Annotated in this window: 17 protein-coding genes; 10 read left to right on the top strand and 7 right to left on the bottom strand. The window is 61.7% G+C overall.

Annotated features, from left to right (window positions below; genetic code table 11):
* Positions 1 to 46: 46 nt before the first annotated feature.
* Both EV664_RS03100 and EV664_RS03095 read left to right on the top strand, forming a co-directional pair.
* The gene (locus EV664_RS03100; protein WP_133494165.1) at positions 47 to 712 is read left to right on the top strand and encodes a helix-turn-helix domain-containing protein; all 666 of its coding nucleotides are present in this window, start codon (positions 47 to 49) and stop codon (positions 710 to 712) included.
* A gap of 137 nt (positions 713 to 849) precedes the next feature.
* A complete protein-coding gene (locus EV664_RS03095; RefSeq protein ID WP_229668061.1) occupies positions 850 to 1,848 on the top strand; it encodes a dipeptide epimerase in 999 nt (332 codons plus the stop codon).
* A 40-nt stretch (positions 1,849 to 1,888) separates the two neighbouring features.
* Here EV664_RS03095 and EV664_RS03090 read toward each other — a convergent pair whose 3' ends face one another.
* Positions 1,889 to 2,356, bottom strand: a complete 468-nt coding sequence (locus tag EV664_RS03090) for an Lrp/AsnC family transcriptional regulator (protein ID WP_133494253.1) — start codon at positions 2,354 to 2,356, stop codon at positions 1,889 to 1,891.
* A 127-nt stretch (positions 2,357 to 2,483) separates the two neighbouring features.
* Here EV664_RS03090 and EV664_RS03085 point away from each other — a divergent pair, with 127 nt between their 5' ends.
* On the top strand, positions 2,484 to 3,551 hold the full coding sequence (locus EV664_RS03085; RefSeq protein WP_133494164.1) for a Glu/Leu/Phe/Val family dehydrogenase: 1,068 nt from the start codon (positions 2,484 to 2,486) through the stop codon (positions 3,549 to 3,551).
* On the top strand, positions 3,548 to 3,802 hold the full coding sequence (locus tag EV664_RS03080) for an ACT domain-containing protein (protein WP_133494163.1): 255 nt from the start codon (positions 3,548 to 3,550) through the stop codon (positions 3,800 to 3,802). The genes EV664_RS03085 and EV664_RS03080 overlap by 4 nt, the downstream gene beginning before the upstream one ends.
* Here the strand turns inward: EV664_RS03080 and EV664_RS03075 are convergent.
* The 4 genes from EV664_RS03075 to EV664_RS03060 are packed head-to-tail and all read right to left on the bottom strand — an operon-like array spanning position 3,799 to position 9,248.
* The gene (locus EV664_RS03075; RefSeq protein ID WP_133494162.1) at positions 3,799 to 5,076 is read right to left on the bottom strand and encodes a dipeptidase; all 1,278 of its coding nucleotides are present in this window, start codon (positions 5,074 to 5,076) and stop codon (positions 3,799 to 3,801) included. The genes EV664_RS03080 and EV664_RS03075 overlap by 4 nt on opposite strands.
* Positions 5,077 to 5,119: 43 nt before the next feature.
* The gene (locus tag EV664_RS03070) at positions 5,120 to 6,226 is read right to left on the bottom strand and encodes a YkvI family membrane protein (RefSeq protein ID WP_229668059.1); all 1,107 of its coding nucleotides are present in this window, start codon (positions 6,224 to 6,226) and stop codon (positions 5,120 to 5,122) included.
* Positions 6,223 to 7,263 (bottom strand): N-acetyltransferase DgcN family protein, encoded by a 1,041-nt coding sequence (locus EV664_RS03065; protein ID WP_133494160.1) that lies wholly within the window; start codon positions 7,261 to 7,263, stop codon positions 6,223 to 6,225. Before EV664_RS03065 ends, EV664_RS03070 begins: the two co-directional genes overlap by 4 nt.
* Positions 7,263 to 9,248 (bottom strand): serine hydrolase domain-containing protein, encoded by a 1,986-nt coding sequence (locus EV664_RS03060; RefSeq protein ID WP_133494159.1) that lies wholly within the window; start codon positions 9,246 to 9,248, stop codon positions 7,263 to 7,265. The genes EV664_RS03065 and EV664_RS03060 overlap by 1 nt, the downstream gene beginning before the upstream one ends.
* 149 nt (positions 9,249 to 9,397) lie before the next feature.
* On the opposite strand from EV664_RS03060, the gene EV664_RS03055 reads away from it, so the two are divergent.
* Positions 9,398 to 10,063 (top strand): helix-turn-helix domain-containing protein, encoded by a 666-nt coding sequence (locus EV664_RS03055; RefSeq protein ID WP_133494252.1) that lies wholly within the window; start codon positions 9,398 to 9,400, stop codon positions 10,061 to 10,063.
* 70 nt (positions 10,064 to 10,133) lie between these two features.
* On the opposite strand, the gene EV664_RS03050 is transcribed toward EV664_RS03055, so the two are convergent.
* The gene (locus tag EV664_RS03050) at positions 10,134 to 13,406 is read right to left on the bottom strand and encodes a glycoside hydrolase family 2 TIM barrel-domain containing protein (RefSeq protein WP_133494158.1); all 3,273 of its coding nucleotides are present in this window, start codon (positions 13,404 to 13,406) and stop codon (positions 10,134 to 10,136) included.
* Between the two features lie 229 nt (positions 13,407 to 13,635).
* Entirely contained in the window at positions 13,636 to 16,464 is a 2,829-nt protein-coding gene (locus EV664_RS03045) for a TonB-dependent receptor (RefSeq protein ID WP_133494157.1), read from the bottom strand.
* 143 nt (positions 16,465 to 16,607) lie between these two features.
* On the opposite strand from EV664_RS03045, the gene EV664_RS03040 reads away from it, so the two are divergent.
* The 5 genes from EV664_RS03040 to EV664_RS03020 all read left to right on the top strand — a co-directional run bounded on the left by EV664_RS03040 (position 16,608) and on the right by EV664_RS03020 (position 25,411).
* Entirely contained in the window at positions 16,608 to 18,167 is a 1,560-nt protein-coding gene (locus EV664_RS03040; protein ID WP_133494156.1) for a tryptophan halogenase family protein, read from the top strand.
* Positions 18,164 to 18,877 (top strand): SapC family protein, encoded by a 714-nt coding sequence (locus tag EV664_RS03035; RefSeq protein WP_133494155.1) that lies wholly within the window; start codon positions 18,164 to 18,166, stop codon positions 18,875 to 18,877. Before EV664_RS03040 ends, EV664_RS03035 begins: the two co-directional genes overlap by 4 nt.
* Before the next feature lie 454 nt (positions 18,878 to 19,331).
* Entirely contained in the window at positions 19,332 to 22,004 is a 2,673-nt protein-coding gene (locus EV664_RS03030) for a TonB-dependent receptor (protein ID WP_133494154.1), read from the top strand.
* Positions 22,005 to 22,085: 81 nt separating this feature from the next.
* Positions 22,086 to 23,585: a tryptophan halogenase family protein gene (locus tag EV664_RS03025; RefSeq protein ID WP_211338451.1), complete on the top strand. Its 1,500-nt coding sequence runs from the start codon at positions 22,086 to 22,088 to the stop codon at positions 23,583 to 23,585.
* Positions 23,586 to 23,620: 35 nt separating this feature from the next.
* Positions 23,621 to 25,411 (top strand): alpha-amylase family glycosyl hydrolase, encoded by a 1,791-nt coding sequence (locus EV664_RS03020; protein WP_133494251.1) that lies wholly within the window; start codon positions 23,621 to 23,623, stop codon positions 25,409 to 25,411.
* The last annotated feature ends 57 nt before the right edge of the window (positions 25,412 to 25,468 follow it).

The following is a 25,468-nucleotide window of genomic DNA, read 5'->3' as shown; positions in this document are numbered from 1 at the left end:
AATAGTCGATATTCCCCGGCAGCGCATCTCCGGTTAGAAACGTGTCATGGGCAAGGTGACCAAACAGGACAAAGCGGCGGCGGAACTGCGGGCGGTTCGGCAGGCCAAGGGAATTACGCTGCGCGAACTCGCGCGCCGCACCGACATTCCCTATTCGACCTTATCGAAGCTCGAAAACGGCAAGATGCAGCTGACATATGACAAGATGTTCCGGCTCGCGCTGGGACTGGAAATCGATGTCGCCGATCTGGTTAGCGGACCCCCCGCGCCGCCGTCACCCGGCGTGCTGGGGCGTCGGAGCATCTCTCGCGCCGGGGAATGGGTCGATGCGGTGGGAGACCGTTACAGCCACCATTATCCGGCGTCCGACCTGCTGCACAAGCAGATGGTCCCCATCATCATCGAAGTGAAGGCGCGCAGCGTCGAAGAGCTGGGCGGGTTGGTCAAACATGTCGGCGAAGAATATCTGTATGTAATATCAGGCGAAATGGAACTTCATTCGACCATGTATTCGCCACTCGCGCTGGGACCGGGCGACTCGGTGTATTTCGATAGCGGCATGGCACATGCCTATGTCCGGACGAGCGACGCGCCGTGCACGGTATTGGCGGTCTGCGCCGGGGAAGGCATCCAGAGTTTCGCCGAAAGCGCGCGGCGGAGCCATGGCGAGGGTGACGGCGAGATACGAAAACAAAAATCCCCTACCAGATAATAAGTTTCCGATATTGAAACATCGGCGCGATTATGGGATGACATTCGCATGTCGATCCTTTTTCCATGCGGCGCATCGGCGCCCCTTGCGCTGCCGGTAAAGGCACAGAACCCCACGCATTCCAGGGACAAGGGCGCATGATGCGGCGTCGCTCTCTGGTCGATCAGCGCATCGAGAACCGGATGCGCGAACCGTTTCGCATTTCGGGATATTTGTTCGAATCCATGCCCTCGGTTCAGGTCGCGATCGAAGACGGCGATTCGCGCGGCCGGGGCGAAGCGGCGGGCGCTTATTATCTGAAAGACGATGTGCCGAACATGCAGGCCGGGATCGAACGTGCTCGTGACGCGATCGAACAGGGTGCTGACCGGACAGCGCTTCAGCAGCTGCTTCCGGCGGGCGGCGCGCGAAACGCGATCGATTGCGCGCTGTGGGAACTCGAATCGAACGCCAGCGGCACCGCCGTCTGGCAGCTGGCCGGTGCCCCCGGGACTGATGCGCTGACCACGACCTTCACCTTGTCGGCCGATTCGCCCGAGCGGATTCTTGCCAGCCTGTCGAAATTTCCGTCACCGCGCGCGCTCAAGATGAAGCTCGACGGCGATCTCGATTCCGATATCGCGCGGGTGCGCGCCGTGCGCGGCGCGCGGCCGGATATGTGGATCGGCGTCGATGCGAATCAGGGATATGACGGCCGCACCATCGAAAAGCTGATCGCGGCGCTGGTCGATGCAAAGGTCTCGCTGCTCGAACAGCCGAACCGGCGCGGGGAGGAGGCGATGCTCGACGGGCTGGACTGCCCGATCCCGATCGCTGCCGATGAGAGCATTCTGGACGGCAACGAGCTGGAGCAGCATTATCAGCGCTTTGACGTCATCAACATCAAGCTCGACAAATGCGGCGGGCTAACCGAGGCGCTGCGCATGAAGGATATGGTCCGCAAAATGGGCAAGACGCTGATGGTCGGAAATATGGCCGGGGGCAGCCTCGCCACTGCGCCTGCCTTCGTTCTGGGCCAGTTTTGCGACATCGTCGATCTGGACGGCCCCTGGTACCTGACCGACGATCCCGTCGCCGACCGGCTGTACGATGACGGGCAGATCGCCATGCCGCGCGATTTCTGGGGCGCTGGCTGATTCGTCCCCCGTGCGGCGGTTCGTCGCACGGGACTGGCTTTTATCGGATCGGCAGGGCGGTGGTCGCCTTCAGCTCGGACAGCGCCACCGTCGAATTGATTTCCTGCACCCCCGGCAGCTTGGACAGCCGGTTGAAGAAGAAGCGTTCATACGCCTCGATATCTTCTGCCACGACGCGCAGCATGAAATCGAACACGCCCATGATGACATAGGCTTCGAGCACTTCGGGAAAGCCGCGAATCGCTTCGGTAAATTCGTCGAGATTGGCGCGGCCGTGCGCGTTCAGCTTCACCTGCGCGAAAATCTGAGCGTTGAGGCCGATCTGCCTGCGATCGACCAGCGCCACCCGGCGCGTGATCACGCCTTCGCGCTCCAGCCGGTCGACCCGCCGCCAGCAGGGGGAGGGGGACAGCCCCACCCGCTCGGCGAGTTTCGCCATGGGTATGCTTGCATCCTCCTGAAGCACGTCGAGGATTTTGCGTTCGAAGGCGTCGAGCTCGACCGGCATGATTTCACCCGCTTTCCATCTATATCCGAACAGATTTTTCGGATTATGGGCCAGAGCGACGAATATAGCGAAGAATTTTCCCCGAAACATAGCGAATATCGTGCTGCGCCATTCATGGGAGAAGATCATGGTTCAGCCAGCGACATTCACTGCCTGCCCGCCGGAACGGGTAATCCCGATCGAAAGCCGCGCGGCGGGGCTGAACGGCGTTATCGTGCTGCATTCGACGCGGCTTGGACCTGCCGCAGGCGGGTGCCGCTTCTGGCGCTATGACGATAGCGGCGCGTTGCATAAAGATGCGCTGCGGCTGGCGGAGGGGATGGCATATAAAAATGCGCTTGCCGATCTGCGGCTGGGCGGAGGAAAGGCGGTGCTGGCAGTGCCCGACCGTCCTTATGACCGTGCGAAGCTTTTCGAGGCATTCGGTCAGGCGGTTCGCGAACTGGCGGGGGATTATGTCACTGCGGAAGATGTCGGAACCACCGTCGAGGATATGGCCGCCGTCCGTCGCAATACGATGCATGTCGCAGGACTGGTGAAGAAACCGGGCCAGCCGGGGGGCGATCCGTCGCCCTGGACGGCGCGTGGCGTATTCCTGTCGATGCAGGTCGCGGCGCGGCGGCATTTCGGTACCGGGCTGCAGGACCTGACCGTTGCGGTGCAGGGGCTGGGCAATGTCGGTTCCGGCCTGTGCGCGCTGCTGCACGAGGCGGGGGCGAAGCTGATCGTCGCCGAGCCGCGCCCGGGAGTCGCTGCGCATATCGCGTGCCTGTATGGGGCGGAGATCATGAACAAAGATGCGATCCTGTCGGCGCAGGCCGATATCTTCGCGCCCTGCGCGCTGGGCGGCGTTCTCGACCACCGGACGATCCCGACGCTGCGGGCGAAGCTGATATGCGGCGGCGCAAACAATATCCTCGGCTCGCCCGAGGATGGCGAAAGGCTCGCCGAGCGCGACGTGCTCTATGCGCCCGATTATGTCGTCAACGCGGGCGGGATTATCAATGTGGCGGGTGAGTATCTCGGCTGGAGCAGCGAGGAAGTGGCGCGCCGGGTCGGGGAGACGGGCGAACGGCTGGCGCGCATCCTCGACTATGCCGGGCGCGAAGGCCTGACCCCCGGCGATGCCGCCGATCGGCTGGCGCGTAAGGCGATCGCCGGGGCGCGGGCGCCGCTCGCGTTGCAACCGGCATGAGCGGCACATTCCTGCTTCGCGTCGAGGCGGAAAGCGATGCGGGGCTGCTCGCGCGGCTGGTCGGCCTGATCGCGCAGCGCGATATGGAAATCCTCGCGCTCGATCTGAGGCGGTGGCGGCAGGACGTTTCCGAAATCCGGCTCACCCTGATGTCCCCCGACGCGCATATGGTCGACATTCTGGTCGCGAAAGTCGAACAGATGATCGGTATCTATGCGGCCGGGGTCGAGCGAAGCGCGCTCGCCGCCTAACGCGCGGCGACCGCCTCCGCCGCGCGCAGGACGCGCAGGATATTGCCCCCGGCAAGCTTTTTCAGATCGGCGTCGCTCCATCCGCGCCGCGCCAGTTCGACGAACAACGCGGGATATTTGTCGACGCTGTCAAGGCCGGTCGGCGTTGAAGGGACGCCGTCAAAGTCCGACCCGATCCCGACGCAATCGGTGCCGCAGATCTTCGCGATATGATCGACATGGTCGGCTACCATCGCGACGGTGACCTCGGGGGCGGGGTGCGCTGCCAGCCATTTGGCATAGGCGGCCTTTGCCCGTTCGGGCTGCCCGATATAGATGCCGCTGAACGGCGGTGCATTCTCGCGCGCCTTTTCGCCTGCGCTTTCGGCAAGCCATTCTGCGCGCGCCTGCGACACATAGCCGGGATAGAAATTGACCATCACCACGCCGTGATTGGCCCTGACCAGACGCAGCACATCGTCGGGAACGTTGCGCGGATGATCGGCGACCGCGCGCGCGCCCGAATGCGAGAAGATCACCGGCGCAGTGCTGACCGCCAGCGCGTCGCGCATCGTGTCGGCCGAGACATGGCTGAGATCGACAAGCATGCCGATCCGGTTCATCTCGCGCACGACGTCTTTGCCGAACGCAGTCAGCCCATGATGTTCGGGCGCGTCGGTCGCCGAATCCGCCCATGGCGTGTTCATCGAATGGGTGAGCGTCATATAGCGCGCGCCCAGCACATACATCTGACGCAGGACGGCGAGCGATCCGCCGATCTGATGCCCACCCTCGATCCCGATCAGCGAGGCGATCTTGCCCGATTTCTCGATCCGCTCGATATCGTCGGCGCTATAGGCCATGGCGAAGGCTGACGGATAAGCGGCGGCCATTCGCTTGACGAGGTCGATCTGCTCGACCGTCATCTCAACTGCCTCCGGGCCGGAGAGGGTTGCAGGAATCCAGACCGACCAGAACTGCCCCCCGACATGGCCTTTGCGAAGCCGCTGAATGTCGGTCATCAGCGGCAGCCAGTCTTCGCCGGCACCGGCGGGCCTGGGCAGATTCGCCGTGTCCTTCGACAGGTCGATCCGCGTCGGGTCGCTATCGGCGCGCGAGCGGATTTCCCAAGCAAGATCGTTATGCCCGTCGATCACCGGCGTCGCATCGAGCAGGCGATCGACACGCGCCTCGATCGCTTTGTCATCGCTCGCCGCCTGCGCGCTCGCGGTGCCGGGAAGCGCCAGCGCGCCGATCAGCGCGGTCGCTCCCGTCCATGTCGATGCGATCTTCATCCTGCTCCCTTCGTTCGGTCCCGGTTGCGTTTATCCTTACCGATCAGCGGCTTTTCGCCAAGCGCCAGACACCGACCGTCAGCATCGGCAGCACGACGATAGCCAGCATGATATAGCCGAACGCGCCATAGCCGCCCGCGATCAGATCGATCAGGCCGATATGCACTGCGGCAAAGCCCGACCCGACCAGCAACAGCGCACCGATGGCGAGGCGGGCAGGCGGGGCATAGTCGTGCCCCCTTGCGGCAAGCGCATCGGCGATCCGCTCATGGAGCAGGTTCACGACGCCGACCCCGGTTTCGAGCAGTGCGCAGAAAATCATCATCTGGAAGAGCAGATGGAACCATGGCGCATCGAGCTGCCGCAACAGAAAATCCGACGGCAGCGCGACTTTCGAAATCTCCGGCACGAACGCAATCATGCACAGAAAGAAAGCGAGGGCAGGGGCCATGGCGAGCGGCCCGGCAAGCGCGCCTGCGATCACAGCGTCGCGCCTGCCCCGTAGCGGCCGGAGGAATGGCAGCACCGCGATCGCGGCGACGATATTATAGCTGGCATAGGTCGCGCCGCGCAGCGGCCAGTCGTTCATCGGAATGGAAAGCGAAAGCCGGTCGGCGATCGTGCCGCCGAACCGGCTGAGCGCCAGCACCAAAAACACCGCATATGTCGCGTACAGAAACAGCGAGGTGAACCGGAACATGCGTTCGGCGAGGCCGCTGCCGAAGCTGGTGAATCCTGCCGTCAGCAGCATCAGCGCGAGCGTTCCCACGACCAGCGGCAGGCCGAACAGCGCAGCGCCGATGGCTCCGGCGGCGGCGCTCATCACCGCGAGGATAAGGATGAGGAAGGCGAGATAACAAAGTTCGAACACCGACCATGCGGGGCCGAGCAGCGCACGGAACAGTGCGCGATATTCGAAGGCGCGCAAGGTGGCGGCAAGCGCGAAGGCGATCATGCACACCGCGCTCCAGATCAGCATCGAGAGCAGCATGCCGCAAAGTCCGCCCATCGGCCCGGCGGGCGCGAAAAATTCGACCAGTTCGCGCCCGGTGGCATAGCCGCCGCCGATCACCACCGCCTTGAACACCAGCCCGGGCAGGATCAGGCGCCGAAACCTGCCTGTGTCCTGCCGGGCCGTGCTGTCGCTCACTCGCGCAGACATTCCGCAATCAGCGCATCGAATGCTTCCCCGCCGCGCATCGGGTCGGCGACGGGCAGGCCGTGGCGTTCGCGCTGCACCGCGAACAGCGCGGCGGCGGTGTCGGCATCGAGATCGCCAGTGTTGAGCGCGATGCCGCCGCATCGGATCGCCGGATTGGTGCGCCGGCCGAGCTTCATCGTCGTCTCGATAACCTCGTCGATGCCCGGCAGGCGATAGCCCGGAACGCCCAGCGTATGGGTGCGTCCCGGCTGATGACACACGACGAACACATCCGGCTGGCTGCCATGGAGCAGGCCTAGCGATACGCCGCTATAAGCGGGATGGAACAGTGCGCCTTGCCCTTCGATCACGTCCCAGTGATCGGGCGCTGCATCGGGGCTGAGGCTTTCGGCGGCTCCCGCGATGAAGTCAGCCACGACCGAATCGATCGGCATGCCATCGCCTGCGATCATGATGCCGGTCTGCCCGGTCGCACGGAAATCGCTGTCGATGCCGCGCGCGGCAAAGGCACGCGCAATCGCCAGCGCAGTATATTTCTTGCCCAGCGCGCAATCGGTGCCGACGGTCAGCAGCCGCTTACCCGTTCGTTTGCGCCCCGTCGCGACGGGAATGCCGGGCGGCGGCGTGCGGATATCGATCAGCCGACGGCCATACCGATGTGCGAGCGTCACCAGCCGTTCCTGATCGACCAGCCGGACATGCATTCCGCTGGCGATATCGAGGCCGGCTTCGATCGCTTGCGCGAGCGCGTCGATCCAGTGCGGCGGGATCACGCCGCCGGGATTGGCGACGCCGATCACCAGCGTACTTGCCCCGGCGGCTCGCGCCTCGACTGGCGACATTGCGCGCAGGCCGGTGGTCACCGCCGCGCCGGGAAGGACATGTTCGCCCACGCACCGATCCCCGGCCCAGTCGCGAAGCCCGAACGCGGTCTTGGCAAATCCCGGCTCGACCGTATCGCCGAGAAACAGGAGATAGGGCGGCGCAAGTGCGAGCGGCACGGGGGCGGGTGCGTTGCTCCCCATCAGTAATTCACCCCGAAGCCGATCAGGTTGAACACCAGCCCGACCCACAACACCATCAGCGCAGCGATCAGCAGCAATAGCGACCAGAGTTTAGCGGTCCAGCGTCGGTCGCCGCGCCATGCCTCCCACATATTCCAGGCGACCAGCACGACGCCGCCGGGAATGCCGATGGTCGCGAAAATCTCCATGAACCAAAGGACCGGGTCGAACTGTTCGGAAAGATTATTGGTGTCAGAAAACAGCATCACCAGCGTGACGATCCAGCCGATCACCGATCCGGCGAGCAGCAATGCGCCAATCCGGCTCGCGCGATAGGCACTTAAGGCGCGCGGGCTAAGATCAAGCCTGCCACCATAGCGCCGCCGCACGACCGCGCGCACGGGCCAGAGCAACGCACTGAGCAGGAGAATGGCGAGGCTGAGATACAGCATCGGCTGAATCCACGCCATATTGCGATACCAGGGGACGCGATCGAACACCATGAAGGGCGATACGACGTCCATCGAGAAGCGAACCGGCCTGCCGTCGATCACTTTCGCGGCCAGCCGGTCATGGCCATTGGGCGCGAGCCAGACGAACGGCGCAATCTCCCGCCAGCTGCCGTCGCTGCCCGCCAGCAGCGCGAGCGAGGGCACTTTCAGCGACCCGTCGGCTGCGGCAATCACCTCCGGCTGGCCGAGCAGGTCGAGCGCCTTCATGAAATTGCTGTCCGAACGCCGCGAATGCAGCCAATGGCCTGCCATCAGCTGTGCATGGTCGGGGCTGGTTCCCGCCTTTTCGACGATGCGCTGTGAGGATGGGAAATACCGATCCGCGAAATCGAGGAACAGCGCGTGGCGCAGCGGCTGAACCGCACCGTCCTTTCCCGCGCTGTTGAACGAGGCATAGAGGCCGACGCCTTCCTCCATGAACAAATGGAGCGAGGTGTGAAAATCGTCGGTGTCGCCGAGATGGCCGATCACCTTTTGCCCGTTCACATTGGTTTCGAAAAAGCCAAGCTCCATCCGGTTAAGCCCCGGAAAGATGGTGAGCGGGGAATCGTGCATCTGCCGCGCCGCGGCGGCGCTGAGTATCCGGTTGTTACCGAACGCGCCGCCCTGAAGCTGAGCGATCATGAACCGCGCCATGTCATCGCCGGTCGACGCCATCGATCCGGCGGGGGCGGGACCGACAATCTCATAGCCCCCGGGCGGGGCCGAGGCGCGGCTATAGCCTTTCGACATCAGCGGCTGGAGGCGTTCGGGAAGCGGCTGGCGAAAGGTCGAATGCGCCATACCGAGCGGCGCGAAGATATGGCGTTCGACATAATCGTCGAACGGCTCGCCCGACACGCGTTCAACGACATAACCGGCGAGCGACGCACCATAGTTCGAATAAGCAGGCGTCGTGCCGGGCGCAAAAATCCGCTTCGGCACCCAGCGTTTGAGCAGCGCTGCATAGCCCGGCGACGTGGCGGGCGTGCGAACGATGATATTCTTCGACTGCTCCTCGAAACCGGCGCTGTGCTGCATCAACTCGCGCATCGTCACCGGCTTTCCGTCGAGCGGCGGGATACGGAAGTCGAGATATCGGTTGATATCGGCGTCCAGATCGATACGCCCCTGATCGACGAGCTGCATCACGGCGGTCCATGTCACGAGCTTCGACACCGATCCGGGTCGGAAGAGCGTCCGTCTCGGGTCGACCGGGATGCGCTTCTTTACATCGGCATAGCCGAAGCCGCGTTCGGTAACGACCTTGCCATCCTTCACCACCGCGACCACTGCGCCTGCGATGTCGCCAGATTGCAGGGCATAAGGAAGAAAACCGTCGAGCCAGTCGTTCAGGTCTTGGGTGGTGAGCGCCGCGCCGGGCGCGCGGGACTGAGCCCCGGCAGCGGGCGAGGCGGAAACCACCGGTTCGGGGGTGAGCGGCGGCTGCTGCGCCGATAGCGGTGATGCCGCAATTGCCAGCACGACCAATCCCAGTTGCCTGATCCAACGCATCTGCATCCCCCCTTTGCCCTGGCTCGCCGCGATTGCGTTATTTGCGGGCGCGGCTTAATCTGTTGCGCAACAAATATCCTGTCTGGGACATAATGATCCTAAACAGAAAATTGTCAAATTTGCAGGATCGGTGCGGAGTGGCCAACGGAATGAATGACGAGCAACCGACGCTGGGTCAGCTGATGCGCGGGCTTCGCCAGCGCAACGACTGGACGCTGCGGGAGATGAGCGAGAAGACCGGGATTCCGGTGTCCACCCTGTCCAAGGTCGAGCATGACCGGCTGACGCTGACCTATGACAAGCTGGTGCAGCTCAGCCAGCGACTGGGGCTTCGCATGTCCGAACTTTTCGCTCAGCCCGAGGAGGCAGGCGCCGCACCGGTCACTGCGCGCCGCAGCATCAGCTCACCCGAAAGCGCGGTGCGCGTCGAAACGCCGAACTACGATTATTATTATCTGTGCACCGAACTTCGCCACAAACGGATGATTCCCGTGGTGACCCGAATCCGCGCAAAAAGCGTCGAGGAGTTTGGCGAGCTGGTGCGCCATTCGGGTGAGGAATATATCCATGTGCTGGAGGGCGCGGTCGAGGTGCACACCGAATTTTACGACCGGATCACGCTGAATAAGGGCGAGTGCCTCTATATCGATTCCGATATGGGCCACGCTTATGTCGCGGCGCCCGGATGCGACGAGGCAGTGGTGCTGGGCGTGATGTCCAGCCCCGACAAGGATCTGATGAACGCGCTGATGAACCTGCACCATCGCGACGATGGCGATCAGGGCCGTGAACCTGCGCGCGGCAGGAAAAGCTGACGCGATCGTAATCAACGGTCAGCGACCCGGTGCCCTATGGCATCCGGGCCGCAAACCGTTTGTACCGGGGTCACTCAGCCGGAAAGGCAGTGCGTGCGATCGCCGCAGGATCGTCTCCGGCGACCAGCGGGCGAAGCCGGACGGTGAAGCTGTACCGTTTGAACGGCAGCATATATTTGTCCATCGGCTTTGCCCCCCAGCTATTGTCCCCGCCGACGCCCATTTGCGCGTAATCGACGGTCAGCGTCGTGAAGTCTTCGGGCTTTACGTCCAGCCCGTGCCGGTTCGGTTTCAGCGGGTCATAATCCAGTTCCATGGGATCGAGCGCCAGCGCGGCACCGGAGAAAGGCCGCATGCCGTCGATCAACAGGCCGTTGCCGTCCGCATCGGTGATCGCCATCCAGCGGAGGTCTTCCTTATTCCCGGTCTCCTGCGGGCGGATATAGGGATAATATTGGTCCGCAACGGCGCCTTCATACCGGCCCAGCATCGCTCCGCGCTTGCGGTCGGCATAGCTTTCCCACGGCCCGCGGCCATACCAGTGCAGCTGGTCATAGGATCGCGGCAACCGCATGCTCCATCCGAAGCGCGGAAGCACCGGCAGATTTTCGCGGCCATCCTCGATCGTTTCGGTCACCACAATGTTGCCGCTCGGCACGAAGCGATAGCGGGTGCGTACCCATGCGACATTATCGCCCACCGTCTGCAACACATCGACGGTGACGGCATCGCCCTGCCGCGTGGCGGTGAAGCCGGAAAGCGCGCGGTTGAGGCTCGCCTCCTTCCAGACCGAAAGTTTGTCCTGCGCACCCCATCCAATGTCATTGTCGGTCACCGGACGCCAGAAATTGGGCCTGGGCGCCGCCTCGATAAGCTCACCGCCCTTGCCGCGCAGCGATATCAACTGGCCGTTCGTCGCGTCGAACCGCGCGACATAGCCGGGGCCGGTGATTTCCCATTGCGATTCATCCTGGCGCAGCGTCACGGCTCCGCCTCGCGCAGCGGGTGCCGCCGTGGCTTTCACAGGCAGGATGATCTCGTCAGTCGCCACCGTTTCTCCGGCGGGCACCATCGGCAGGCTGTCGGCGCGCGATACCAGTGCGAGCCGCGCGATATATTCCGCCCCCGGCCGGGGCGTGAAATTCGGCAGGGCGAGCTCGAAATCCCGGCTCCCATGTGCCGGAACGGCGAGATTTTGGCGCCCGCAGCTCGCCTGTTCGATGCCGTCTTCCAACAGGGTGCAGGTGATGTCGAACCGGTCCAGATCGATGAAGTCGAACCGATTGGTTACGCGAATTCGCTTAGTCGCGTCATCCGCGGCGGCAAAATGCGCCGGCTGGTAGGTGTGGCGCACTTCGAACGCGTGCGGATTGGGCCGGGCATCGGTGCCGATCATGCCGTTGGCGACGAAATTGCCGCGCAGGCTCTGCGGATCTGACCCCTGAACCAGCATCAGTGGCCCGGGATCGCCGCCATAGGCCCAGAATAGCGAGCCGTCGGGATGGTGGTAATTCAGCCCCTGATCGATCCAATCCCAGATAAAACCGCCCTGGGTATTGGGATGCGCGCGAATCTCGTCCCAAAGGTCAGCGATATCGCCGCCCGAATTGCCCATCATATGCGCATATTCGGTCATGATGACGGGGGTATCGGGAAATTCCTTCGCCCAGTCAGCGATCATCGCCTGATTGGGATAGAAGGGCACTACCATATCCGTGAAAGGCGGTTTCAGCCCTGCCGCCTGATATTGGACGGGCCGCGTCTGATCGCGTTTCTTCGCCCAGTCGTACATGGCTTGGAACGCCGGCCCGCCTCCCGCTTCATTGCCGAGCGACCAGGCGATGACCGAAGGGTGGTTCTTATCCCGCTCCACCAGCGCCTGCATACGCGCCATATGCGCTGCCTGCCATTCGGGTTTGTAGCCCAGCATCCATTTTGCCGGGTCCTTCGCCTGATAGCCCACGCTCATATAGCCGTGGCTTTCGATATTATTCTCATCAACGACATACATGCCGTATTTGTCGGTAAGATCGTAAAAGGCAGAGCGCTGCGGATAGTGCGAGGTGCGGATCGCATTGATGTTCATCGCCTTCATCTGGCGAATGCGCGCTTCCAGTTCCTCTTCCGAAACCACCTTAATGGTGTCGGGATCATGTTCGTGCAGATTGACGCCGCGCACGGTGATCGGCCGGCCATTGACCAGAAGCTGGCCGCCCCGGATTGCAATGTCCCGGAAGCCGACATGGCCGGGCACCGCCGATACCACTTCGCCCGACCCGTTGCGCACGATCAGCATGAGATCGTAGAGATTTGGCGTTTCGGCGGTCCAGGATTTCACCCCCGGCAGGCTGGCGGTAAAGCTGGCCGTACCGCTTGTATCGGCACCCAGTGTCACCGGCTTTTGCTCGCTCCAGACGCGTCGGCCGTCTTCGGACAGCACCGCTTCGACGCTGTAGCTGCCCTGGCCGGCCATTCCCGGCGCGACATCCACGGTCAGGTCGAGGGTACCGTCGCGATACTCGTTCGCAAGCCCCGCTTTGGCGAAATAGTCGCGGACCCAGGCTTTGGGCACCGCGAACAGCTCCACCGCCCGTTCGAAACCGGACACACGCCACATGTCCTGATCTTCGAGATAGCTGCCGTCGGCGAAGCGATACAGCTCCACTGATATGCTGTTGCTGCCCGGTTTCAGATAATCGGTGATTTTGAATTCGGCCGGGTTCTTTGTGCTTTCCGAATAGCCGACCTTCTTCCCGTTCACCCAGACATAGATTGCCGATCCGACCCCGTTGAAGCGCAGATAGATATCTTTTCCTTGCCATTCCGGGGACAGGTCGAAGCTGCGCCGGTAGCTGCCGACCGGTGCATAATCATCCGGCATCAGCGGCTGATTCATCGGGAAGGGATAGCCTTCATTGACATAATAGGGCCGGTCATATCCCTGCGCCTCGATGATGCCTGGCACCTTGATATCGCGCCAGCCGGAAACATCGAAACCGGGCTTCCAGAAATCGGCGGGTCGTTCGGAGGGATTGCGCGCCCAGTGAAATTTCCAGCTGCCGTCGAGCGACTGGTGGAGCGAGGATTGTGAGGACTGGTTCCGCTGTGCTGCGGCGATGCTCTCGAAATTGAAGAGGGCGGCGCGCGGTGCCTCCCGGTTGACCTCAAAAACTTTGGGGTCCTCCCATTCGCGATAGGGCCGGCCGGGATGGGGCAGCGCCTTTGCGACTGGCGGTCCGTCTTTCCAGCTTGGCGGGATGGGATTGACTGCCTGCTGGGCCAGCGCCGCCGGCGCGCTTAATGCGCCAATGCTCATGGCGCTCAACATAAGATGATACCGCATATCCCAATCCCTTCAGATAAATTCGCTTACTTCCGGCAGTTCCCGATAGCTGCCGACGGCAGGTGGCAGGCCTTGCATCACCCGATACGCTCGGTTCCGATCCGCGACCGACGCTGCAATCCGGCAACAAGGCGTCTCGCCTGCAAACAAGTGACAGGCCGCATCGTGCGGCCTGTCATGAAAGCGAAGGACGCTGCGCACGGCAGCGCCTTCCCGAGTGCGCCTATGTTCAGAATGCTACGCGCATCCCGATATCGTATCGCGGGCCGGTATTGCGGTACGACAGTACCTGATTGTCAAAACGGCCCGTGGTCACATATTTCGCATTGAACAGATTGGTGCCTTCCACAAAAAGCCGTGCGTACGGCGTGATTTCATAGGACGCGCTGCCGTCGAACTGGCCATAATTGCGTACGAAGATCGGTTCGTTGCCCGGTCCTCCCGCAAGCGTTTGCAGGAAGCGTTCGCGCCGGTTGTAAGCGATGCGCGCCGAGATGCCGTATTTTTCGTAGAATATGGTGGCGTTCTGCGAATTGCCGATGCCTTCCGCCGCGAAAGACTGATCCGTCTTCGTAACATCAAACGGTCGGTTGGTATCGACGAAGGTAGCATTCGCCTGAATGCCGAAGCCGCTCAGCGCGCCCGGCAGCCAGTCAAAGACATGGACGACGTTCAGTTCCAGCCCCTTGACCTCCAGCGATTCCGCATTGCGCGGCCTTCTGACGCTGAACCTCGCGGAATTCGGACTGACGATCAGCCCGCCGACCGGAAGATTGCCTTCATTCGCGATCGTAATGATCTCATCGGCGAAGGTCTGGATAATGAAATCGTCGACCTTCTTGTAGAAGCCGGCGATCGACAAGGTGGTCGTCGGCGTCGGATACCATTCGAACGACAGGTCGAGATTGTCCGCCTTATAGGGCTGCAACTCCGGGTTGCCGCCACTCGCGGTCAGCGTAGCCGGTCGCAGCGTGCCATAATCGAAGCTGGGCGCCAGATCGCCGATCGCGGGCCGGGTCAGCGTGCGATAGGCGGCAAAACGCGCCTGCAATGTCGGGGTGAAATTCAGCCGGATGTTCAGCGTGGGCAGGAAATTGTGATAGCTGTACTCCTGCTTGACGGGCACCGCCTCGCGATCATTGGCGAATACGCCGGTGTAGATCGTCGGATCCCCCGCAACCGGCAGCAAATCCGTGAGCTGCAATTGCTGACCAGAGGATTGCAGTTCCGTATATTCATAGCGCCCGCCCAGCGTGGCCGACAAATCCATGCCGCCCAGCCGGGTTTTGAAATCGAACGCGGCATAGCTCGCCCATACGACTTCGCGCACATTCGTGCCGGGCTGAGCAGTGGCGGCATAGCCGTTGGTTTCGGCAAAAATGGCCGCAGTCGTGCCGAGCGGCTGATCACGTGCGCTGTCCAGTGCGTTTGTGGCAGCCGTGCTCGTGAGGAAGTCGAAATAATCGCGTGCGTTATATTGAAGATATTCGGCCGGCACCTGTCCGCCGCCGGAATTCAGCCCTGTCAGCTTGAAGGGGCTGAGCAGGCTGGAATCGGCCAGCGTCGGATATCCGCAATACAGGCATCCGATGTTCGGGTCCGAACTATAGGGCGTGTTCGTCTTGTCGCGCAGCGTTCGCGTCGCGCCGAAGCGCAAGGCGGAAAGGGCGCCGAATTCGGGTTTCCACTCGTTGTTCCAGCGCAGTTCCTGGACCTTCTCGGTGATATTATTGCCGCTTACGCCGGCAATATGCGTACGGCCGAGAGACGCGTCGGTGAGCGCGCCGTTGGAGTAACCGAAGGTCGAGGGGATGCCGCTGCCTTCCGCTGCCTCGAAGGAATAGGATGTGGGGGTGCCGATTACGGTGAAATAGGATTTGCCGCCGCCGCTGTTTTTGGCGCGCGACCAGGTGGCGTCGAACACCATGCTGTAATTGCTGCTTGGACGCCATTCGGTGTTGAACCCGACTTCATAGGTCGTGGTGTCGCGCACCGAACCGCTTGAAATGAAATCGGCATTGCCATTGGTGGTGAGCGACGTAATCGATCGGTTGTCGTCGATAGTCGCCGCGGTGTAGTTGGACGGTTCGAACCAGCTTCCCAGCGCGTGCGTTTCCTGATCGCTCTTGAAATGGTTGTAGAGGCCATCCGCCGTAAAGGTCAGCCCGTCGACCGGCTCATATTGCACCACCAGCGTTGCACCGAGCCGCGTCCGGCTGTCGCGCGTATTGCCGACATCCTGATTGCGCGGCGCATAGACATTGGTGAACAGCGGAGCGCTGCTGGGGCCGACCTCAGTATTGGGGAGATATCCGTCGGTTGCTATATAATCGATGGACGCGATACGCCGCTGATACGAAATCGAGCCCAGAATACCCAAACGATTGTCGAGAAAGGTGTCGCTCAGCAGGCCGAACAGTTCCGGCGTCACCTTGCCGCTGTTCTTTTCGTACAGCGCGCGGCCGACGCCCACCGCCTTGAACCCGCCGATCGGCAGGGGGCGCGGGGTCTCGATATTGATCGTAGCGCCGATACCGCCGCCCTGCAGCGATGCCAGCGAGCTTTTGTAGACCTGGGCTCCGCTGATCAGTTCGGCCGGAATCAGGTCGAATGAAAACGAGCGGTTATAACCATCGGACGCAAAGCTGCGCCCGTTGAACAATACGGTGTTGAATGACGGGCCGAGACCGCGAACGGTGACCGACTGTCCTTCGCCGTTATTGCGGTCGATCGCAACGCCGGGAATGCGTTGCAGCGATTCGGCAACATTCGAATCCGGGAATTTGCCGAGATCTTCAGAAGAGATAGCATCGAGAATGCCCGATGCCTCCCGTTTCTGTGCAGCGGCAGTCTCGATACTGCGCCGAATTCCGGTGACTACGATATCCTGCGGCATCGCATCATCAGAAGCGTTCTGGCGCGATATCGCGGTCGACCCGTCCGAAACGTCCGTGTCGTTTTCGGAGCCTGTCTGCGCGATTGCTGACCCGGAACATACCAATACGCTGCCCAGTGCCATCGCACTTCCCAGCAGCAATTGACGATATCGCCCTTTCATTTTCCTCTCCCTGTTTCTACCGGCCTTTTGACCTTGAGAATCAAGGATTATATATTATCATACAAATTGCAAGCCGGTTTGTTGGATTATCGAACGCAGACTGATAGCTATTGCGAATGTCGCGTAGGAGGCCCGGTGCAAGCATGGACGACGGCAAGGGAAAACCAGACCATATCAATACGGTAACGGTCGTGGGCGGCGGCACCGCCGGCTGGCTGGCCGCCTGCCGGATCGCCGCCGAAGCGCGCAGGATGGGACGCGAGATCAGGCTTTGCCTCGTCGAATCGGACCGGGTGCCACCGATAGGCGTGGGGGAAGGGACCTGGCCGACAATGCGCAACACGCTGGCCAAAATCGGGGTCAGCGAAACGGACTTTGTGCGCGAATGCGATGCGACGTTCAAACAGGGCGCGCGCTTTACCGGCTGGGCCGACGGGTCACCGGGCGATTCCTATTACCATCCGCTCAACCCTCCGGCCGGAGCGACAAGGATCGATCTCGCCCGTTTCTGGCCCGGCGAAGGCGGGGGAGCAAGCTTTGCCGGCTGGATCGATTTTCAGGCCGCATTGTGCGATGCCGGCCTCGCGCCGAAAGCGATCACCAGCGCCGAATATCAGGGACAGGCAAATTACGCCTATCACCTTGATGCCGGGAAATTCGCTGCCTTTCTGAAAGAGCACGCAACCTCGCGCCTCGGCGTGGAGCATATTGTCGGCGACGTGGCCGATGCCGTGCTCGATGACTCCGGCGACATCGGCCATCTCACCCTGTCCGACGGCAGAAGCGTCAGCGGGGACTTGTTCATCGATTGCACCGGCTTTGCCGCACTGTTGATCGGCAAGGTCTATGCAGTGCCGTTCAGAAGTTGTCGGGACATACTTTTCGCCGACCGGGCGATCGCAATGCAGGTTCCCTATGCACAGGAAAATGCGCCGATCGCCAGCCAGACGATCTCCACGGCGACCGGCGCCGGCTGGATCTGGGATATCGGCCTGTGGGCGCGCCGCGGTGTCGGGCATGTGTATAGCAGCGCGCATTGCGATGATGAGCGCGCGGAAAAAATGCTGCGCGACTATATCGGCCCGGCTGCGAAAGACCTCACGTCCCGCAGGATCGACATCGATGCAGGCTATCGCACCCGCTTCTGGCAGAATAATTGCGTGGCGGTCGGTCTGTCGGCGGGGTTTCTCGAACCGCTGGAGGCAAGCGCGCTGATGCTGGTCGAAACTTCGCTCGACGCCATTGCCGAACGCCTTCCGCAGAACCGGCAGGCGATGCGCATCGCGGCTCGCCAGTTCAACACGACGTTCCTGCACCACTGGGCGCGGATCATCGAATTTCTGAAGCTGCATTATGGCATTACCAGACGGCGCGATACCGATTTCTGGCGGGACAATGCCGATCCGGCGAGCTTTCCGGACGAACTGGCCGAGCGGCTGGAATTCTGGCGCCATCATTCCCCGAATGCGCAGGATTTCACTCATGCCCGTGAAGTATTCGGCTGGCCGAGCTATCAATATGTGCTGAACGGCATGGGATTTGCCGCAGATCGCAGCAGCCTTGGCGACGGTTCCCCGAATGCGGCGGTGGCGCGCGGGCTGCTGGAGCAGCTGGACCGGCTGCGCAGCGAAGCTTTAACGCGCCTGCCCGCGCATCGCGATCTGATCCGCGCGATCCGCGAACATGGGCTGCAGCGGATATGAGGGTGCGTCCGCTCGACCTTGCCGCCCATGGCGACCTCCGGTTCGATGCGAGGAAGGCAGGCGCTCTGCGCCGGATCGTGCCGCTGGGGATGGCTGAGATCGTCTATGCCGCGGCGGACATGCCGATCTGTCTGGCAAAGGATGAGCAGACCGGAAAATTCGACCTTGTCGGGCTGATGGGGCTTGTCGAGCCGGTGAGCCTGTTTGCTTTTCCCGAAGGGTTTCAGGCCACTTACATGCCGCGCGCCGCCCGGCTGAGCGGCTTCAGGCTCGACGGGCAGAGCGTGTCGGGCCTGGCCATCGATAGGGATGATCCGGCCTTCGGGGAAAGCGGAGAAGCGCTATTCGAAGGTCAGCGACCCGCTCCATGGCTCAGCAATATCGCTCTGGAGCTGAAGAACCTGATCGCCGATATCGAACGCGCCCGCGAGCTGGCAGCTGCCTATGCCGATCGCGCTGTGCTGCGCCCGCTGCGCATTCGGCTGGAGCGCCGCGGGGCGGGCGAGCATGAGGTGGAGGGGCTCTATACCTTCGATCAGGATGCGCTCGGCGCTCTTGATGACAAGGCGGTGCTGGCCATGCACCGGGCCGATCAACTCGCGCCTGCAGCCGTGATGAGCGCATCGCTGGCGCAGGTCGAGCGGTTGCGCCAGCTCCATAATGCCCGGTTCACGCCGGTAATCGAGAGTTTTGCGTTGCAGGTCCGATAGTCGCGGCCGGTCGGGCGGGAGCGATTGGCAAGACCATCTTTGTCCTCACCTTCGAAACAAGGACCGTGTACCCGAAGGGCGGCGGTTTCGCTCTCAGCCGCAAACCGCGTTTCGGTTCATCGCAGAACTTCTTTGTGAGGATATCTGAAAGTCGACAGGCTTGGCGGCACGCCGGAGCAGGTTGTTAAAGCGAAGCGCTGCCCGGCCTCTATGAGCAGGCGTCGTTGCGGGGAGCGGCGGCCGAAGCACGCATGCTGAAAATAATTCATGCAATCGATTGCGCGCGTAATCGATTGCACGTATGGCGCTGCTTCGAATCAATTCAATGAAGTCAATTAATTCCACCCGCGGCAAGGCGGGGGAGCATTTGGGGAGGAAGACGATGAAACGCGCAGCCGCGTCCAATATCCGTGCAAAACAGCTATTTTCTTTGGGTGTGAGCGCTATTGCCCTAATGATCGCACCGACGGTGCGGGCGCAGTCGGCGTCGTCTGATGGCGGGCAGGGGCAGCAAACCGATACTTCGAATCAGGACGGGGCAACGGCGCCGGGTGCAGTCGAAGACATTATCGTCACCGGCTTTCGCCAGTCGCTCGAAAATGCCGTAGCTGAAAAGCGGCTCAGCAATCAGGTGGTCGAATCAGTCAGCGCCGAAGACATCGGCAAGCTGCCCGACGCGTCGATCGCGGAATCGATTGCACGTCTGCCGGGTCTGACATCGCAGCGGGTGAGCGGCCGGTCGAACCAGATTTCGATCCGCGGCTTCGCGCCGGACTTTTCGACGACATTGCTCAATGGGCGCGAACAGACGTCGACCGGCGACAATCGTGCGGTAGAATATGATCAGTATCCATCCGAAGTCATCAATCAGGTGCTGGTGTACAAGACCGCCGACGCCTCGCTGATCGGTCAGGGGCTATCGGGTACGGTTGATCTTCGCACCATCCGTCCGCTGGAATATGGCAAGCGCGTTTTGTCGATCGGCGGGCGCGGCACCTATGCCGATCTGGGCAAGCTGAATGCCGGGTCGGACGATAAGGGCTATCGCGTCAACGCGACCTATGTCGATCAGTTCTTCAACGATACGCTGGGCGTGTCGCTCGCCGCATCCTATCTCCACGAACCCTATCAGATTCAGGAGTTCAACAGCTGGGGCTATGCCCAGACGGCTGACGATAATGACGTGATCGGCGGATCGAAATCCTATGTCACCTCAACCGTGCTGAAGCGTATGGGGCTTCAGGGAACGGTGGAATGGCAGCCGACCCCGCAGCTGAAGATGACGCTCGACGGCTTTTATTCGGACTTCAATGACGATCAGGTGAAGCGCGGTATTGAATTGCCGCTCGGCTATGGCGCGAACGGAACGTCGTTGCTGACCGGAGCAACGGTCGAGGACGGGCTGGTCACCAGCGGTACCTTCAACGACGTCGAAGGCGTGGTCCGCAACGACAGTTTCCAGCGCAAGGCGAAGCTGTATTCGTTCGGCTACAACACGACCTGGCACGACGACAATGGCTGGACCGCCCAGCTCGACCTCAGCTATTCGCGTACCGATCGTCAGGAAATCGTGCTGGAGAGCTATAGCGGCACCGGCTATGGTGCCGGCAATGGCGCGACTGACGATATCGGCTTCACGACCTCGCAAACCGGTACTGTCTTTACTCATACGCTCGATTATTCCGACCCGTCGCTTATCCTGCTCACCGACTCGCTTGGCTGGGGCGGCGATACTAAGCAGGCGGGCTATTATAACGACCGTGACATCAAGGATGAGATCAACCAGTATCGCCTTGAGGTAGAGAAAGAGACGTTCGGCAGCCCGATTTCCAAGGTCCGGTTCGGTATGAACTATACCAAGCGGACCAAGCGCCTCACCCCGACGCAATATTTCCTCACCCTCGCCGACGGTTCAAGCGAAGCGGTGCTGCCCGATCAGTACCGGCTTGATCCGACGAGCATCACCTATCTGGGGCTGGGGCCGATCCTCAGCTATGATCCGCGCGACCTGCTCTATGGTGGCATTTATTCGCGCGTCGTGAATAACAGCAACGACGTAGTATCGACCGCCTTCCGCGTGCAGGAAGACGTGATGACGACCTATTTGCAGGGCAATATCGATCAGCCGATCGGTGCATCGACACTGACCGGTAATATCGGTGTGCAGGCGGTGTTTACCGAGCAGAAATCGTCGGGTCTCGTGTATAACGGTACGACGTTCGGCGAAGTAATGCGCGGCGATAACTATGTCGACGTTCTGCCCAGCCTGAATCTGTCGCTTCGCCTGCCCACGCAATGGGTGTTCCGCGTCGCGGTTGCGCGGCAGATGCAGCGTCCGCGCATGGACGATATGCGGGCGGCGAACAAATACAGCTACAATGCGGCAGAAGGCATCCTGACGGGTGAGGGGGGCAACCCATATTTGCGTCCGATCCGTTCGAACTCCGCCGATTTCACGGTGGAGAAATATTTCGGCAATACCGGCTATCTGGCCATTCAGACCTTTTACAAGGATCTAAAGAGCTTTGTGTACACGCAGGAGGCGCCGTTCGACTTTTCCGGCTATCAGCTTCCTACCGGTATCACTGAAGATGACCTTGTCTCGCGCATCGGTCGTAACTCCGTTCCGGTTAACGGCGATGGCGGAAGCATCTACGGCGCTGAGCTTGCCGGTACCCTGCAATTCGGCGAACTGTTTGGTGAGCTGGACGGCTTCGGCGCGACCGGCGGTCTATCCTATACCAAGACCAAAATCCGGCCCAGCCCGGGCACGCCTGCGGAGGATATTCCCGGCTATTCGAAATGGGTAGCGAACGGCACGGTATTCTTTGAAAAATGGGGCCTGAACGTGCGCGGCAGCGTGCGCTATCGCTCCAGCTTTGTCGGCGAATTGTCGGGCTTCGGTGCGCAGCGCGTCCGTCGCCGGGCACGCGATGAAACGATCGTCGATGCGCAGATCGGCTATGACTTCAAGGCAGGGCCGTTCGAAAACGTGTCGGTGTTCCTGCAGGGCCAGAATCTGACCGACGAGCCGTTCGTCACGATCAACGGCGACAATCAGCGCGAAGTGATCGATTATCAGACCTATGGTCGTCGCTTCCTGGCGGGTGCAAGCCTGCGCTTCTGATCTCCCCCGAGGGTGAGGGAAGCAGGGGGTGCCCTGCCGACCTCACCCATTTTTACGAGGGAAACGACCATGGGCAGCCCCATGAACAGGCATATGGTGATCGCTGGCGGTGGCACCGCGGGGTGGATGGCGGCAGCTGCGCTCGCTCGCTTCCTACCCAACACGGTGCGGATCACGCTGGTCGAGTCCGAAGCGATCGGGACGGTCGGCGTGGGCGAAGCGACGATCCCGCAAATCCGGCTGTTCAATCAGCGATTGGGCATTGCCGAGGATCAGTTACTCGCCGCGACGCATGGCACCATCAAGCTGGGCATCGAGTTTGACGGGTGGAACGGACCTGAAAGCCGGTACATCCATGCATTCGGCACGATCGGCCGTCCGCTGGGCAATGTCCCCTTTCACCAGCATTGGCTGCGCCATTGCTGCACGGGCAGGGCGGGGGCGTTGCACGAATATTCCGTTGCGGCGTGCGCTGCGCACCAGAACCGTTTCGCACCCGATTTGGGACGACCCGAACTGCCGACCGGGCTCGCCTGGGCCTATCAGTTCGACGCTGCGCGCTATGCCGCCCTGTTGCGCGCTCATGCCGAGCAAGCCGGGGTTACGCGCCTTGAGGGGCGTATCAATCATGTTGCTGTCGATGATCGCGGCCATATCGCGTCGCTGCACCTTGACGATGGCCGTGCAGTTTCCGGCGGTTTCTTTATCGACTGCACGGGATTTTCCGCGCGCCTGATCGGGGACGCGCTGGGTGTCGGCCATGAAGACTGGAGCCGCTGGCTTCCCTGCGATCGCGCGCTAGCGGTGCAAAGCGCTGCCACCGCGCCGCTCGACCCCTATACCCGCGCCACCGCCCGCACGGCTGGCTGGCAATGGCGTATCCCGCTTCGTCATAGAACCGGCAACGGCATGGTGTGGTGCAGCGCCTATCAGGAGGAGCAGGATGCCGCCGATCTGTTGCTCGCCAATCTCGACGGCGCGCCGCTGACCGACCCGCGTCCGCTGCAGTTTGCTACCGGGCGCCGCAAGGCCGCGTGGCAGGCCAATTGCGTGGCGCTGGGGCTTGCCTCTGGGTTTCTCGAACCGCTTGAATCGACGAGCATTCATCTGATCCAGTCGGGCATCGACCGGTTGCTGCAACTGTTTCCGGCAGGCGATCCGATCCCGGCGGAGGTCGCGGAGTATAACCGGCAGACGGCGCGCGAATGGGAATGCGTCCGCGACTTTCTGATCCTGCATTACCATGCCGCGAACCGGCCTGAGCCCTTCTGGGCGGCATATCGCAATCAGCCCGCGCCTGATCGCCTTGCCCACCGCATCGAGCTGTTCCGCGCGACGGGGCGGCTGTTCCGCGACAGCGACGACCTGTTCACGGATGTGGGCTGGCTTCAGGTGCTGATGGGGCAAGGGATTATGCCCGAACGCCATGACCCGTTGGCCGACACGGTGCCGGAGCGCGATCTCGACGAATTCCTCACACTGGCGCGGCGGCATGTCGCCAATGTGGTTTCGCGCATGCCGGACCATCAGGCCTATCTGATGCGCGAAGCTGCCCCCGGAAAAAACGGAGAGCCGAATTGAAAAACCGTCTGATTTCGCTGCTCGCGTTCGGCGCGATGCTGGCTCCCGTCGGAGCGGCGGCGCGACAGCCGCAGGCAGCGCCGAGCGCTGATTATCGAACCCGCGTGCCGCAGGATGAGGTGATCTATTTCCTGCTGCCCGACCGCTTTGAAAATGGCGACCGGTCGAACGATCGCGGCGGCCTTTCAGGTTCGCGCGACGTGACCGGGTTCGACCCCGCAGAGACGGGCTATTATCATGGCGGAGACCTGAAAGGACTGACCGACCGGCTCGGCTATCTTCAGGACATGGGGATCACCGCCATATGGGTCGCGCCGATCTTCAAGAACAAGGCGGTTCAGCGCAGCGGAAAATACCAGTCGGCGGGATATCACGGCTATTGGATTACTGATTTCACGCAGGTCGATCCGCATTTCGGCACCAATGAAGATTTTGCGCGACTGGTGAATGCGGCGCATGCGCGCGGCATGAAGGTGTATATGGACATCGTCGTCAATCACACGGCGGATGTCATCCGGTATCGCGAATGTCCGGGGGGCGATTGCCCCTATCGAAGCATTGCCGATTATCCCTATCAGACGAAAGGCGACGTGACGGGCGAGAAGATCAACCCGGGCTTTGCGGGCGATGCCGTGGCCACCCGCGACAATTTCGCGAAACTGACCGATCCCGATTTCGCCTATATGCCCTTCGTCCCGCCCGCTGAAGCGAAGGTGAAGGTTCCGGCATGGCTGAACGATCCGATCTATTACCATAATCGCGGCAACACGACCTTTTCCAACGAAAGCTCGACCATGGGCGATTTCGCCGGGCTCGATGACGTGATGACCGAAAATCCGCGCGTGGTGGACGGGATGATCGACATTTTCGGCGGCTGGATCGACCGGTTCGGCGTGGACGGATTCCGTATCGATACGGCGCGCCATGTCGATAAGGGGTTCTGGAAGCGTTTCGTCCCCGCGATGCTGGAGCGCGCGAAAGCGAAAGGCATCCCGAATTTCCACATCTTCGGCGAAGTCGCGCTGTTTTCCACCGATCCGGGCGGACTGGCGCTCTACACCCGCTATGGCCTGCCCGCCGTGCTTGATTTCGCCTTTCGACAGGCAATTGTGGAAACGGTCGCGGGCGATGCCGGTACCGACAAATGGGAGAGGCTGTTCGACGGCGATGCGCTTTATGCGGACGGCTATGCGACCGCGATGACGCTGCCGACCTTTGGCGGCAATCATGACAATGGCCGGCTGCCGACGATGATCGCGCGCAATTTTCCCGATGCCGGTCCCGAAGAGGTGATGGCGCGGGTTCAGCTAGCAAATGCGATGCTGCTCACGCTGCGCGGCGTGCCCACCATCTATTCAGGCGACGAACAGGGATTTGTCGGCGATGGCGACGATCAGGGCGCGCGGGAGGATATGTTCCCGAGCAAGGTCGCAAGCTATAACGACAATCATCTGCTCGGCACCGATGCGACCACGGCGGTGAGCAATTTCGATGAAGACCACCCGCTTTACAGGCAAATCTCTCGCCTCGCGCATCTGCGCACATCGACACCCGCACTGACGCGGGGACGGCAAGTGCTGCGGCATCGGGGAGAGAAGCCGGGCCTGCTTGCCATATCGCGCTTCGATCCCTCTACGGACGACGAGATATTGCTGCTGTTCAATACCGCGCGCGCGCCCGTCGACCAGATGGTGCAGACCGAGGTCGCATCACGGCGCTGGCAGAGTCTCGCCGGAGAATGCGCGCCGCAATCGGCAGCACCCGGCAGCGTCCGCGCGCGCCTGCCTGCATTCGGCTACGCGGTATGCAAGGCAGTATCGGACTAATCCTAAACACGAACATCCGTTTTCCCGGCCAACGGGACATCATTCAGGCGAGGAAGG

The organism is Stakelama pacifica, assembly GCF_004361835.1.
Taxonomy (GTDB): Bacteria; Pseudomonadota; Alphaproteobacteria; order Sphingomonadales; family Sphingomonadaceae; genus Sphingomonas; species Sphingomonas pacifica.
The sequence above is the reverse complement of the archived record's forward strand: the minus strand, read 5'-3'. Positions and strand labels throughout refer to the sequence as shown.